This window comes from Streptomyces sp. NPDC031049 (assembly GCF_055571015.1).
In genome coordinates, this window is record NZ_JBVIGC010000001.1 from 49790 (window position 1) to 63162 (window position 13373).

Consider the following 13373-nt stretch of genomic DNA (forward strand, 5'->3'; position numbering starts at 1 on the left):
CTCACCGGTCTCATTCGACAGGAACCCCATGAGCGACACTTCCCCCTACGGCTTCGAGCTTGTGCGGCGTGGGTACGACCGCGCTCAGGTGGACGAACGTATCTCCAAGCTCGTCTCCGACCGTGACAGCGCTCTCGCCCGCATCACCGCTCTGGAGAAGCGCATCGAGGAGCTCCACCTCGAGACCCAGAACGCCCAGGCCCAGATCAACGACGCCGAGCCGTCGTACGCGGGTCTCGGCGCCCGGGTCGAGAAGATCCTGCGCCTCGCCGAGGAAGAGGCGAAGGACCTGCGCGAGGAGGCCCGTCGCGCGGCCGAGCAGCACCGCGAGCTCGCCGAGTCGGCGGCCCAGCAGGTGCGCAACGACGCCGAGTCCTACGCCGCCGAGCGCAAGGCCAAGGCCGAGGACGAGGGCGTCCGGATCGTCGAGAAGGCCAAGAGTGACGCCTCCGCGCTGCGGGCCGAGGCGCAGAAGGACGCGCAGTCCAAGCGGGAGGAGGCGGACGCCCTCTTCGAGGAGACCCGCGCCAAGGCCGCGCAGGCCGCCGCCGACTTCGAGACGAACCTCGCCAAGCGCCGCGAGCAGTCCGAGCGCGACCTGGCCTCCCGTCAGGCCAAGGCCGAGAAGCGGCTCGCGGAGATCGAGCACCGCGCGGAGCAGCTGCGCCTGGAGGCGGAGAAGCTGCGCACGGACGCCGAGCGCCGCGCCCGGCAGACGGTGGAGACGGCCCAGCGCCAGGCCGAGGACATCGTGGCCGACGCCAACGCCAAGGCGGACCGCATCCGTTCGGAGTCCGAGCGCGAGCTGGCGGCGCTGACCAACCGCCGCGACTCCATCAACGCGCAGCTGACCAACGTCCGCGAGATGCTGGCGACCCTCACGGGCGCCGCGGTGGCCGCCGCCGGCACGCCGGCCGACGACGAGCCGGTCTCCCGCGGGGTTCCGGCCCAGCAGAGCCGGTAACGCCCGGAGGTACGTCCGCGGAAATTTCGGCGGGGCCCTCTGTCACTGGGGTGGCAGAGGGCCTCGTCACGTTCTAGCGTGGGCGGCATGATCGAGCTGGAGGGGCTGACCAAGCGGTACGGCGAGAAGGTGGCGGTCAACAACCTCACCTTCACCGTGAGACCGGGCATCATCACCGGCTTCCTCGGGCCCAACGGCGCGGGCAAGTCGACCACCATGCGGATGGTGCTGGGCCTGGACCGGCCGACCGCCGGGGACGTCCGCATCGACGGCAAGCACTACGACCAGCTCAAGGACCCGCTCACGTACATCGGCGCCCTGCTGGAGGCCAAGGCCTGGCACGGCGGGCGCAGCGCCTACAACCACCTGCTGTGTCTCGCGCAGAGCAACGGCATCCCGACGACCCGGGTGCGCGAGGTGCTGGACACGGTCGGGCTGACGGCGGTGGCGAAGAAGAAGACCAAGGGCTTCTCGATGGGCATGGGCCAGCGGCTCGGCATCGCCGCCGCGTTGCTCGGCGACCCGCGGATCCTGATGTTCGACGAGCCGGTCAACGGGCTCGACCCCGAGGGCATCCACTGGATCCGGAACCTGATGAAGTCCCTGGCCGCGCAGGGCCGTACGGTCTTCGTCTCGTCGCACCTGATGAGCGAGATGGCGCTGACCGCGGACCACCTGGTGGTCATCGGGCAGGGCCGGCTGCTGGCCGACACCTCGATGGCCGACTTCATCGCCGAGAACTCGCGCTCCTACGTCCGGATCCGCACCCCGCAGCGCGAGCGGCTGCTCGACGTGCTGCACGAGGCGGGGATCCCGGTCGCGGAGCCCGGCGCGGAGGTGCTGGAGGTGGACGGCGACACGTCCGAGGCGGTCGGCGAGCTGGCCGCGCGGCACCAGATCGTGCTGCACGAGCTGAGTCCCCAGCGCGCCTCGCTGGAGGAGGCCTTCATGCAGCTGACCGCCGAGTCGGTGGAGTACCACGCGCACGACGGACAGCCGGCGCCGCAGCAGCCGGTGGCACCGCAGCAGGCGTGGGGCAGCGACTGGAAGAGGGGTTGAGCATGGCGACGGCACAGATCGTCCGGTCCGAATGGACCAAGATCCGGTCGGTTGCGTCCACGGTGTGGACGCTGTCGCTGGCCGTGGTCGTCACGATCGCGCTAGGCATGCTGATCTCGGCGCTGTCGAAGAGCGAGTTCGACAACATGAGCCAGGAGCAGCAGTTCACCTTCGACCCGACGTTCATCAGCTTCGCCGGGATGAGCCTCGGCCAGCTCGCGATGATCGTGTTCGGTGTGCTGGTGGTGGCGAACGAGTACAGCACCGGCATGATCCGCACCTCGCTGGCCGCGGTGCCGCAGCGCGGCATGTTCCTGTTCGGCAAGATCGCGGTGGCGACCGCGCTCGCGTTCGTCGTCGGGATGGCCACCAGCTTCGCCGCGTTCTTCCTGGGACAGGCGATGCTCGGCGACCTGCGGGCGTCCATCGGGGACGACGGCGTGCTGCGGGCCGTCATCGGCGGCGGCCTGTACATGACGCTCATCGCGATGTTCTCCATGGGCATCGCCGCGATGCTGCGCTCGCCGATGCTGTCGCTGGGCATCCTGATGCCGTTCTTCTTCCTGGTCTCCAACATCCTGGGGGCGGTGGACGCGACGAAGAAGGTCGGCCAGTTCCTGCCCGACCAGGCCGGCAGCAAGATCATGCAGGTGGTCCCGCCGCTGGACGACGACACCCCGTACGGTCCGTGGGGCGGCCTCGGCATCATGGTGCTCTGGGTGGTCGCGGCGCTGGTCGGCGGGTATCTGGTGCTGAAGCGACGGGACGCGTGACCGGCCGGTCCGGTGACCCGCCGGATTTTGCCCGCGCTTGAACGGAACCGTCAGCGCCTCGATATCCTCCTAACCCTTACGGGGGCGTGTGCCCCGCTGACCTGAACCTTTCGATGGGTGCGGAGCATGATCGAGGCAGTCGGCCTGACCAAGCGCTACGGCGACAAGACCGCTGTGCACAACCTTTCCTTCCAGGTGCGGCCCGGCGCCGTCACCGGCTTCCTGGGACCGAACGGCTCGGGCAAGTCCACGACGATGCGGATGATCCTGGGCCTGGACAACCCCACCGACGGCCATGTCACCATCGGCGGCTACCCGTACCGCAGGCTGCCCAACGCGCCCCGCCAGGTCGGCGCCCTGCTGGACGCCAAGGCGGTGCACGGCGGCCGGTCGGCCCGCAACCACCTGCTGAGCCTCGCCCAGCTCTCCGGCATCCCGGCCCGGCGGGTGGACGAGGTGCTCGGCGTGGTGGGCCTGCACGACGTGGCGAAGCGGCGCTCCAAGGGCTTCTCCCTCGGCATGGGCCAGCGCCTGGGCATCGCCGCCGCGCTGCTCGGCGACCCGCAGGTGCTGCTGTTCGACGAGCCGGTCAACGGGCTCGACCCCGAGGGCATCCTCTGGGTGCGCAACCTGATGAAGGCGCTGGCCGCGGAGGGCCGGACCGTCTTCGTCTCCAGCCATCTGATGAGCGAGATGGCGCTCACCGCCGACCACCTCATCGTCATCGGGCGCGGGCAGCTGCTCGCCGACATGAGCGTGCAGGAGTTCATCGCGGCGAACTCCGCCGGCTTCGCCCGGGTCCGCACCCCCGACACCGAGCCGGAGCTGCGCGAGAAGCTCACCTCCGCCCTCACCGAGGCGGGCGGTCACGTGCTGCCGGAGCAGGACGGCGCGCTGCGGGTGACGGGGCTGCCGCTGCCGAGGATCAGCGACCTCGCGCACGACAGCGGCGTCCGCCTGTGGGAGCTGTCACCGCACCAGGCCTCCCTGGAGGAGGCGTACATGCGGATGACGCAGGGCGCCGTCGACTACCGCTCCACCACCGACCAGAAGTCCGGCCTCCAGCAGCCGCTGCCGCCCGGCGCCCAGCCGCCGATGCCGGTCCCCGGGCAGGGCCAGCCGGGCTGGTACGCCCCGCCGCCGCCCCAGCAGCCCGGCCAGGCGCCTCAGCCGGGCGCCCCCGCGGCCCCGCACGGCGCCCCCGGCCAGACGCCGCCCGCCGGCCCCTACGGCGGTCCCGGGGCCCCCGGCGCCCAGCCGGGCGCGGCGGCCGGCAACCCGTACGCGCAGCCGTCCGCCGCGCCGCAGCAGGCTCCCGCGCAGCCGCCCGCCCCGCAGGCGGACGCCGGCCGGCCCTCCGCGCCGAGCGCCCCGTCCGCTCCCGCGCCCGTCCCCGCCACCGACCCGACCAAGCCCGAGGACGCCCGATGAGCACGCCCCAGCCCCCCATGCCGCAGGCCTCGCCCGCACCCGACTGGCAGGCTGCGCCCGGTTCGTCGTACCCCGCCTACACCTCCCCGATCCCGGTCGTGCGCACCAACCTCATGCACGCCGTCGCCTCGGAGTGGACGAAGATCAGGTCGGTCCGCTCCACGATGTGGACGCTGGGCGTCTTCGTGCTGCTGGTGGTCGGCATCGGGCTGCTGACCGGCGCGCTGGTCGCGAGCTCCGACGCGAACCTGGGCAACGAGACCGCGCTGAGCATGGGCTTCTTCGGGCTGCTGCTCGGCAGCATGTGCGTCATCACCCTGGGCGTGCTGACCACGGCCTCCGAGTACGGCACCGGGATGATCCGCACCACGATGGTGGCGTGCCCGTCCCGGGGCCGGGTGCTGGCGGCGAAGGGCGTCGTCTTCTTCCTCGTCGCCTTCGTGGTCACGCTGGTGTCCGCCTCGCTGATGGCCGTCCTCCACGTGGCCATGCTGGAGGACAACGGCGCCCGGGAGCCGTCCGGCGGGGAATGGCTGAAGGCCACGGTCGGCATCTCGCTCTACGTCGCCCTGCTCGGCCTGCTCTCGCTCGCCGTCGGCTCGATCATCCGGCACTCGGCGGGCGCCATCACCATCATGATCGGCGCCGTGCTGGCCCCGCTGGTGATCGCGCTGTTCATGTTCTCGGAGTCGCTTCAGGACGTGCAGCAGGCGCTGTTCGAGTACTCCATCCCGAACCAGCTCAGCATCTTCTACGCCAACTCGCTGTCCGATTCCGGCCCGTCCGGCTGGGACCCGCTGTGGATCATGATCGTGGTGACGGGCGCCGCGCTCGTCGGTGCCTTCGCCCTGCTGGAGAAGCGGGACGTGTGACCGGGCTCTAGAACCTCGGCGCGTTACGGGACCGCTGCACCCGCGTGGTGCGGCGGTCCCGCGCGTTCCAGCAGGACTTGTGCCAGTGCCGGCGGTCGTCGACGCCGACGTGGTCGGGCCAGGCCACCACGTGCGGGACGCCGTCGGGGATCATCTGGTCGCAGCCGGGGCAGCGGTAGGACTTGCCCTGCGCGCTCGCGCCGGCCACGTGCCGCACGTTCCAGTCCTCGCCCTGCCAGTCGGCGGTCGACTGCCAGCCGCCGTAGCGGCCGGGGCGGTCGTCCTCGGCGCTCCGGCCGGACGAGCCGGCGCCCTTGGGTCGGTTGCGACGCGGGGACACAGCACACCTCACGGCTACACGGGAAGAACGGGCCGCCTCCAGCCTACGCGGCGCGGCACCGGGTACCCGTGCACCGCCCGTGGACGCGGAGAGCGCGATTGAGCAGACAATCCGCAAAATCCTCCGCATGGCCGTGTCCTCCGCATGTGTCACACGGTTATGCCCGGTGGGGGAGCTCCGTGTCGGAGCCGAGGAAGCAGGAAGAGCAATGCGCGTTGGAACTTTCGTGCTGGCAGCCCAGTTCCCGGGTCAGGGCCAGGGTGAGGCGCTGCACCGCGCGGTGCGCTCCGCCGAGGTCGCCGAGGAGGCGGGGCTGGACTCGGCATGGCTGGCCGAGCACCACTTCGTGCCGTACGGCACCTGCCCGTCCGCCGTCACCCTCGCCGCCCTGCTGCTGGGCCGCACCCGCCGGCTCCGGGTCGGCACGGCCGTCAGCGTACTGCCCACCGCCCATCCCGTGGCACTGGGCGAGCAGGCGGCGCTGCTGCACCTGACGAGCGGCGGGCGGTTCTCGCTGGGCGTCGGCCGCGGCGGCCCCTGGGTCGACCTGGAGGTCTTCGGCTCGGGCCTGGAGGCGTACGAGTCGGGGTTCCCCGAATCCCTCGACCTGCTGCTGCGCTGGCTGCGCGAACCGGCGGTGGGAGCCTCGGGGGAGCGTTTCCGGTTCCGTGAGGTCCCGGTCGTCCCGCGTCCCGCGGAGGCGCTGACGGAGACCGAGGGCCCGGAGGTCGTCGTCGCCTGCACCTCCCCGGCGAGCGTGCGGATGGCCGCCGAGCGCGGGCTGCCGATGCTGCTCGGCATGCACGTCGGGGACGAGGAGAAGGCCGAGATGGTCGCCCTGTGGCGGCGGCACGCGCGCACCGCCGGGCACTGCCCCGAGCGGGTCCGGAGCGCGGGCCATGTCTCGGCCGGCGTCTGCCAGATCGCCGACCGGCGCACGGACGCGGCGGAGACGCTGCTGAAGGCGATGCCGGGCTGGCTGCGGCAGGGGCTCGCCGCCCATGTCACGGTGGACGGCCGCACCCGGCAGATGCGCGACCCCCTGGCGTACACCGAACTGCTCTGCGGGCTGCACCCGGTGGGCACGCCCCGGCTGTGCGCCGACCGGCTGGCGGCGACCAGCGAGCGGACCGGCGTCACGCGGTTCGCGCTGCTCGTCGAGGGCTCCGGCGATCTGGCGGCGACCGAGGAGAACGTACGGCGGCTCGGCGCGGAGGTCCTTCCCCAACTGCGCTGACCCGCCGAGAGCTTGCCGCCCCGGTACGAACTGCACCTCCCGGGTACGGAGCGGCAAGCGGGCGACCGTCCGCGTCAGCAGTCGCGCAGCTCCGGCGACTGGTTCAGCAACTGGTTGCGTACCGAGGTGAAACGGGCCAGCGTCTCGTCCACCGAGGGGTCGAGCGGGAACACCGCCACCCGGTGGCAGTTCTGGAAGGCCAGCCGCACTCCGAAGTGCCGTTGCAGCGCGCCGCGTATCGCGTCACTCGCGAGCGCACGCAGCAGCTGACCGCGTGCCTGCTCGTCCGGCGGGGGCGTCTGGTTGTCGGCGAACGGTCCACCGTCGACCTTCAGCTGTGCCACCAGGGAGCTGATCATCTCCCACGCATAGGGCAGGGAGGTCCGGACGCAGTCGACGAATTCTGCTTCGTCGACCTCGCCTCGCTCGGCCTGTTCGAGTAGGGCCGGTGAGACGTCGAGCGACATGGGTTCTCCTCTCGCACCCCCGACCAGCAGGGGTTGCCGGACAGTAAGGGGAGTTCGCGATTCCGGACACGCTGTGTACACACTTCGCGACCTCCCGTTCAATACCGTAAGCAACCGAACGTGACGGCACCAGGAGAATGCCCAGATGGGCAATATCCGTTAGGCACACAATCGGCCAGTGCTCAACTAGGGGCCAAAGGGAGAAGTGGGACGCCCCACAGGGTGCTCGGGGACGGTGCGAATCGCGTCCGGGCGGGCGCGTCGAGTAGCGTTGCCGACCATGCGTCTCGTCATTGCCCGCTGCTCCGTGGACTACGCCGGGCGGCTCACCGCCCACCTCCCCTCGGCGCCCCGCCTGATCCTGGTCAAGGCCGACGGCAGCGTCTCGATCCACGCCGACGACCGGGCCTACAAGCCCCTGAACTGGATGTCGCCGCCCTGCACGCTCAAGGAGGGCACCGGCGACGAGGCCGGCGTGTGGACGGTCGTCAACAAGGCGGGCGAGAAGCTCATCATCACGATGGAGGAGATCCTCCACGACTCCTCGCACGAACTGGGCGTGGACCCCGGCCTGATCAAGGACGGCGTGGAAGCGCACCTCCAGGAGCTGCTCGCCGACCGGATCGAGACCCTCGGCGAGGGCTACACCCTCATCCGCCGCGAGTACCCGACGGCCATCGGGCCGGTCGACATCCTGTGCCGCGACGCCGAGGGGCGGACCGTCGCCGTCGAGATCAAGCGGCGCGGCGAGATCGACGGCGTGGAACAGCTCACCCGCTATCTGGAGCTGCTCAACCGCGACCCCCGTCTCGCCCCCGTGCGCGGTGTCTTCGCCGCCCAGGAGATCAAACCGCAGGCCCGGGTCCTCGCCACCGACCGCGGCATCGGCTGCCAGGTGCTGGACTACGACGCGCTGCGCGGCATCGAGGACGACAAGCTGCGGCTGTTCTGAGGGCGGTGGAGCGGACGCCACGACGCGCAGGAGGGCCGGGTCCCGTGACGGGGCCCGGCCCTCCTGCCGTGCTCCGGGCGCCTCAGATGATCAGGTCCGGGGAGGAAGCCGGGTCGCCGGGCGCGCTGGAACTGCTGGTGGTCGTGGAGCTCGTCGGCGCGCTCGCCGAACTGCTGCTCTCCGCCGGGGCGCTGGTGGTGGCGCCGGCCGAGTCCGTGGTGGACGGGCTGGTCTCGGTTTCGGAGGTCGTCGGGTCCGGGCTCCCGGACGGCGGCGGGGTCTGCGACCCGGTGTCGGACGGCTCGGGGCTCGGCCCCGGGTCGGAGTCGCTCGGCTTGGGCGATCCTCCGCCGGACGTCGTCGGACGGGGGGACGTCGGCGGCTTCTGCGACGTCGACGGATCGTCCGGATCGCTCGGTCCCCGCGTCCCGCTCGGATCGTCCGACGGTGTCCCGGAGCGCGTCGGTGTGGGGTCGTCGGAGGTGCCGACGGTGCCGTCCGGCCCGGGGTCGGTCGGCCGGGCGCCCGCCTCGCCGCCGGAGCCCTCGCCGTCGTCCGGCGCGGGGTCGGCGTTCAGGCCGCCGTCGTCGACGCCCTGACTGGCGGACGGGCCGACGCCGACCCGGTCGGAGGGGTCCCCGGCGTCGTTGTCGGACGTGGCGCCGAGGGTCACCACCGTGCCGAGGACGGCGACGAGCATCGCGCCCGCGCCCGCCGCGACGAGGTTGCGCCGGGCGAAGCCCTTGATGCCGCCCCGCGCCTTGCGGACGGCCCCACCGACCGTGTCCCGCCGGGTGACGAGGGTGGGGGCCTGCGGGGACGGCTGGAGCGGCGGGAACGGCTCGAGCCCGCCCGCGGGCGGCGGCGCCGACTCCTCGTGCCGGGCGTGGGGCACCTCCTCCCCCGCGGTCGGGCCGAGGCTCGCGGCGGCAGTGAGCCCCACGGCCCCGAGGCCGGGCGTGTCACCGGAGCGGTCGGCGACCAGTGCGAGGGCGCGGCGGCCGGCGACGGTGCCGCGCTTGTCGGCGGCGGCGCCGCGCAGGCCGATGGAGGTCTCCAGTTCGGCCCGGGCCCGGTCCAGCTCCCCCTGGCACAGCGCCAGGATGCCCAGCTCGTGGTGGAAGTAGGCCTGTTCGGTGACGTCCCCGGCGAGCCGGGCGGCCTCCGCGCCGGAGCGCAGCGACCGTTCCCAGGCGCTCCAGTGCAGCCCGGCGGCGAAGGCCGGCGCCGCCGTGCGGGCCAGCTGCACGGCCGGGCTCTCCTCGCCCTGCGCGGGCGCCGTGGTGGCCGGCGCCAGCACGGCGAGGGCGGTCAGCACCGCGTCGGCCTCGGCGCACACCCGCTCCGGGGTGACCGAGGGGTGCCCGGCCCACCAGGCGTAGTGGCGGGCGGCGTCCAGGGCCCGGCCGGACACGTCGTCGCCGTAGCCGGCGGCCTCCAGCTGGGTGAGCACGCCGGCGGCCAGCCGGTAGCGGGAGCCGACCGGGGAGACCAGGCCGCAGGCGGCCAGCTCGCCGAGGGCGGCGTCCGCGTGGGTGTCGCCGACCAGCGCCGGCAGGTGCGCCTGGTGCGGGACCTCGCCGCCGAGCGCGACGGCGAACTCCAGCGTGGCGCGGGCGGAGGCGCTGAGCCGGGAGGCGAGCAGCGGCGCGGGAGCGGCGGCCTCGCCGAGGGCGGGCAGGGGTACGTCGCCGCCGGTGCCGGTGTCGTAGGGCGTGGCGTCCTCGGGGGCGGCGTCGGCGAAGACGCCGTACTCGTCGACGGCGTCTTCACCGGCCCGCAGCCGGTCGTGCTGGCGCAGCAGGGCACCGGCCTGGACGAAGCGCAGCGGCAGGCCCTCGGACTCGAACCAGAGGTCGCCCGCCCAGTTGGCCTCCTCCTCGGTGAGGCTGCGGCCGGCGGCGCGCTCGAGCAGGTCCACTCCGTCGGAGCGGTCGAGGCCGGCGAGGAAGACCTCCTCGACGGCGGAGCCCGCGGACGGCGCGGGCACGTCGGGGGTGGCGCCGAGCAGGAACGCGCACTCGGGGGTGGCGTCGAGCAGCTCGTCGAGCGCCGCGCCGCCGAGTTCGACATCGTCGATCACCACGACCGCGCCGATCTCACGGATCCGGGCGAGCAGTTCGTCGCGGGCGGGGCGGTGCAGGGGCGCGCGGTGGACGGCGTAGAAGAGGTCGTGCAGGAGGTCGTCGGCGGTGCGGTGGAAGCCGTTGAGGCGTACGACGCCGTCGGGCGCGAGGTCGGCGCAGTCCTCGGCGACGGTGTCCAGCAGCCGGGTGCGGCCGGAGCCGCCGGGGCCGGTGAGGCGCACGGAGCGCCCGCGTGCGAGCAGGCGCACCAGGCGTTCGCGTTCGTCCTGGCGGGCCAGCAGCGGCAGTGCCGGCCGGTCGGCCGGGCCCGGCGGGACGGGCGGTCTGGTGGCGCGCTCGATCTCGGCGCGTTCTGCCGCGGTGAGCTTGCCGGGCGCGGTGGGCCGCTCCCCCGGCGGGCAGACCTCGATCTCGCTGCCGTCGACGGGGTTGACGGTCAGCAGGAAGTCGCCGGAGACGAGTTGCACCGTGCGGGCGAGCGCGGGCGCGTGCTGTCCGAGGTCGGGCGTGAGGGGGTCCCTGGGCGGGCGCGGGCGCGGCGCCGGGCCGTCGTGGCCGTACTCCTCGGGCCCCTGGTTGTTCGGGTCCATAGGTTCAAGCCCCCCAAAAGCGGCGAGTGCTGTCCAACCCCCCGGTTTGCCGCACACCGCGCTGTCGCTCCTGGTCCGGTCCCGCTCGAGGGTTGCAAGGCAGCGGGCAGCCAGACCCTAAACCTTCGCTCAGTATCTCCGACAGTCCGGGGTACCGGGCCGACCGAGAGGTCACGGTCTCGTGAGGATTGCGTGCGTCGGGCGATTCGCCGAGGGGTGCCGCATTTCCGGTACCCCCTGTGTCCCCGCCCATCCCACCCCGGCCCCCGTCGCGCCGGGCGCGGTGGCCCGGGTCGTCACACGCGGGGCAGGGTCTCCACCCCGATGCCGCCCTCGATGGCCAGGATCCGGTGCAGCCGGGTGGCCACCAGCAGGCGCTGCATCTGCGGGGGTACACCGCGCAGCACCAGGCGCCGGCCGCAGCGGCCGGCCCGCCGGTGGGCTCCCATGATCACGCCGAGTCCGGTGGCGTCCCAGGAGTCCAGTTCGGACAGGTCGAGCACGAGGTCGCCGACTCCGTCGTCGACGGCCGCGTGCAGGACGGTACGGGCGTCCGCCGCGGTCCGGACGTCGAGGCGGCCCCCGACGACCAGCTCGGCGTGGTCGCCCCTGATGTGCATATGCGCTCCCGTGCGTGCGTCTCGTGCTCCGCGGTGTGTGTCGTGCCGGTGCTCGGCGTGCGGTGAGGTGATGCAACCTCTGACTGTGTGAAACGGCTCGAGGTTGCCGCCCGTAAGCGAACCGATACCGAATTCACCCCGGCGTGTGATCTGGACGCCGAGGCGGTGGGCGGAGCTCAGTGCTTGTAGAAGCCCTGCCCGCTCTTGCGTCCGATGTCACCGGCGTCCACCATCCGGCGCATCAGCTCCGGCGGCGCGAACTTCTCGTCCTGGGACTCGGTGTAGATGTTCTCGGTGGCGTGCAGCAGGATGTCCACGCCCGTCAGGTCGGCGGTCGCCAGCGGCCCCATGGCGTGGCCGAAGCCCAGCTTGCAGGCCACGTCGATGTCCTCGGCGGTGGCGACGCCCGACTCGTACAGCTTGGCGGCCTCGACCACGAGGGCGGAGATGAGCCGGGTGGTGACGAAGCCGGCGACGTCGCGGTTGACGACGATGCAGGTCTTGCCGACGGACTCGGCGAACTCCCGCGCGGCGGCGAGCGTTTCGTCGCTGGTCTTGTAGCCGCGCACCAGCTCGCACAACTGCATCATCGGCACCGGCGAGAAGAAGTGGGTGCCGACGACGCGCTCCGGGCGCTCCGTGACCGCCGCGATCTTGGTGATCGGGATGGCGGAGGTGTTGGAGGCGAGCACGGCCTCCTCCTTCACCAGCTTGTCGAGGGCGCGGAAGATCTCGTGCTTGACCTCGAGCTTCTCGAAGACGGCCTCGACGACGACGTCCGCGTCGGCGGCGGCGTCCAGGTCGGTGGTCGAGGTGATGCGCCCGAGCGCGGCCTCGGCCTCCTCGGCCGCCAGCCTGCCCTTGGCGACGAACTTGTCGTACGAGGCCTTGATGCCGTCCGTGCCACGCGCCAGCGCCTCGTCGGTGACGTCGCGCAGGACGACGTCCCAGCCCGCCTGCGCGGAGACCTGGGCGATGCCGGACCCCATGAGACCGGCTCCGATGACGGCGAGCTTCCGTGCCACTGTGCGACTCCCCTGATACGCGCTGTCCTTCTTCTCTCGGCCGGACACTAGCGCTCGTGAGGGGCTGTGTGACCGGTTAGTAACGCGCGTCACGTCTCAGATGACGGACATCACACCGGGGAGGGTCATTCCGCGCCACGTACGGCGTAGTTGAGCACCTTCTCGCTCAGCGGCTCCTCCCTCTCGTCCAGCATCGCCGGCATCCGGCGGGCGGTCCCGCTGGTGCCGGCCGCGCTGGTGAGGGGCCTGCGCGCGCCGCTGCCCGGCGTGCTGATCGGGTTGGCGTTCGAGGCCTGGCTGGACGTCGGCCGTGACGGTGGGCACACGTGTGTTCCGTACGCAGGGGGCGTCACTACGCTGGGTGCATGGTCAACCTGACGCGCATCTACACCCGCACCGGCGACAAGGGCACCACCGCTCTCGGCGACATGAGCCGGGTGCCCAAGACCGATCTGCGCATCTCGGCGTACGCCGACGCCAACGAGGCGAACGCGGTGATCGGCACCGCGATCGCGCTGGGCGGGCTGGGCGAGGACGTCGTCAAGGTCCTCGTCCGCGTCCAGAACGACCTGTTCGACGTGGGCGCGGACCTGTCGACGCCGGTCGCGGAGAACCCGGAGTTCCCGCCGCTGCGGGTGGAGCAGTTCTACATCGACCGGCTGGAGGAGGACTGCGACCGCTTCAACGCGGAGCTGGAGAAGCTGCGCTCCTTCATCCTCCCCGGCGGGACGCCCGGCGCGGCCCTGCTGCACCAGGCGTGCACGGTGGTCCGCCGGGCCGAGCGCTCGACGTGGGCGGCGCTGGAGGTCCACGGCGAGACGATGAACCCGCTGACGGCGACCTACCTCAACCGTCTGTCGGACCTGCTGTTCATCCTGGCCCGCACGGCCAACAAGGAGGTCGGCGACGTGCTGTGGGTGCCGGGCGGCGAACGCTAGACGCTCCGCGGGGGCAGC

The 13373-nt window shown here is 72.4% G+C and carries 14 protein-coding genes; 8 read left to right on the forward strand and 6 right to left on the reverse strand.

The genetic code is table 11. The annotated features are described in order from the left end of the window. The first annotated feature begins 28 nt into the window (after positions 1-28). The 5 genes from ACZ45Q_RS00210 (at position 29) to ACZ45Q_RS00230 (ending at position 5099) form a co-directional block, all read left to right on the forward strand. Positions 29-964, forward strand: a complete 936-nt coding sequence (locus ACZ45Q_RS00210; protein ID WP_468253527.1) for a cellulose-binding protein — start codon at positions 29-31, stop codon at positions 962-964. An 87-nt stretch (positions 965-1051) separates the two neighbouring features. Continuing rightward, entirely contained in the window at positions 1052-2023 is a 972-nt protein-coding gene (locus ACZ45Q_RS00215; RefSeq protein ID WP_468253528.1) for an ABC transporter ATP-binding protein, read from the forward strand. 2 nt (positions 2024-2025) lie between these two features. Next, entirely contained in the window at positions 2026-2796 is a 771-nt protein-coding gene (locus tag ACZ45Q_RS00220; RefSeq protein WP_468253529.1) for an ABC transporter permease, read from the forward strand. 126 nt (positions 2797-2922) lie between these two features. Then, complete coding sequence (locus ACZ45Q_RS00225) at positions 2923-4227, forward strand: ABC transporter ATP-binding protein (protein ID WP_468253530.1); 1305 nt, start codon at positions 2923-2925, stop codon at positions 4225-4227. Continuing rightward, a complete protein-coding gene (locus ACZ45Q_RS00230) occupies positions 4224-5099 on the forward strand; it encodes an ABC-2 transporter permease (protein ID WP_468253531.1) in 876 nt (291 codons plus the stop codon). The genes ACZ45Q_RS00225 and ACZ45Q_RS00230 overlap by 4 nt, the downstream gene beginning before the upstream one ends. Before the next feature lie 7 nt (positions 5100-5106). Here ACZ45Q_RS00230 and ACZ45Q_RS00235 read toward each other — a convergent pair whose 3' ends face one another. Beyond that, positions 5107-5439, reverse strand: coding sequence for an ATP/GTP-binding protein (locus ACZ45Q_RS00235; RefSeq protein ID WP_468253532.1), 333 nt, complete (start codon positions 5437-5439; stop codon positions 5107-5109). Between the two features lie 208 nt (positions 5440-5647). Here ACZ45Q_RS00235 and ACZ45Q_RS00240 point away from each other — a divergent pair, with 208 nt between their 5' ends. Next, positions 5648-6676 (forward strand): LLM class flavin-dependent oxidoreductase, encoded by a 1029-nt coding sequence (locus ACZ45Q_RS00240; RefSeq protein ID WP_468253533.1) that lies wholly within the window; start codon positions 5648-5650, stop codon positions 6674-6676. Positions 6677-6750: 74 nt separating this feature from the next. Here the strand turns inward: ACZ45Q_RS00240 and ACZ45Q_RS00245 are convergent, their stop codons facing one another. Next, positions 6751-7143, reverse strand: a complete 393-nt coding sequence (locus ACZ45Q_RS00245) for an SCO5389 family protein (RefSeq protein WP_468253534.1) — start codon at positions 7141-7143, stop codon at positions 6751-6753. A gap of 280 nt (positions 7144-7423) precedes the next feature. Between ACZ45Q_RS00245 and nucS the strand changes: the two genes are divergently transcribed. After that, positions 7424-8095, forward strand: coding sequence for an endonuclease NucS (gene nucS / locus ACZ45Q_RS00250; protein WP_468253535.1), 672 nt, complete (start codon positions 7424-7426; stop codon positions 8093-8095). 82 nt (positions 8096-8177) lie between these two features. Here nucS and ACZ45Q_RS00255 read toward each other — a convergent pair whose 3' ends face one another. The 4 genes from ACZ45Q_RS00255 to ACZ45Q_RS00270 form a co-directional block, all read right to left on the reverse strand. Beyond that, positions 8178-10772 carry an ATP-binding protein gene (locus ACZ45Q_RS00255; RefSeq protein WP_468253536.1) on the reverse strand — a complete coding sequence of 865 codons (2595 nt, stop codon included), beginning with the start codon at positions 10770-10772 and terminating at the stop codon, positions 8178-8180. Between the two features lie 296 nt (positions 10773-11068). Continuing rightward, positions 11069-11392 (reverse strand): STAS domain-containing protein, encoded by a 324-nt coding sequence (locus ACZ45Q_RS00260; protein ID WP_416524921.1) that lies wholly within the window; start codon positions 11390-11392, stop codon positions 11069-11071. 176 nt (positions 11393-11568) lie between these two features. Then, positions 11569-12417: a 3-hydroxyacyl-CoA dehydrogenase family protein gene (locus tag ACZ45Q_RS00265; RefSeq protein ID WP_468253537.1), complete on the reverse strand. Its 849-nt coding sequence runs from the start codon at positions 12415-12417 to the stop codon at positions 11569-11571. A 125-nt stretch (positions 12418-12542) separates the two neighbouring features. Then, on the reverse strand, positions 12543-12743 hold the full coding sequence (locus ACZ45Q_RS00270) for a hypothetical protein (protein WP_468253538.1): 201 nt from the start codon (positions 12741-12743) through the stop codon (positions 12543-12545). Between the two features lie 39 nt (positions 12744-12782). On the opposite strand from ACZ45Q_RS00270, the gene ACZ45Q_RS00275 reads away from it, so the two are divergent. After that, positions 12783-13355, forward strand: coding sequence for a cob(I)yrinic acid a,c-diamide adenosyltransferase (locus tag ACZ45Q_RS00275; protein ID WP_468253539.1), 573 nt, complete (start codon positions 12783-12785; stop codon positions 13353-13355). Positions 13356-13373 lie beyond the last annotated feature (18 nt).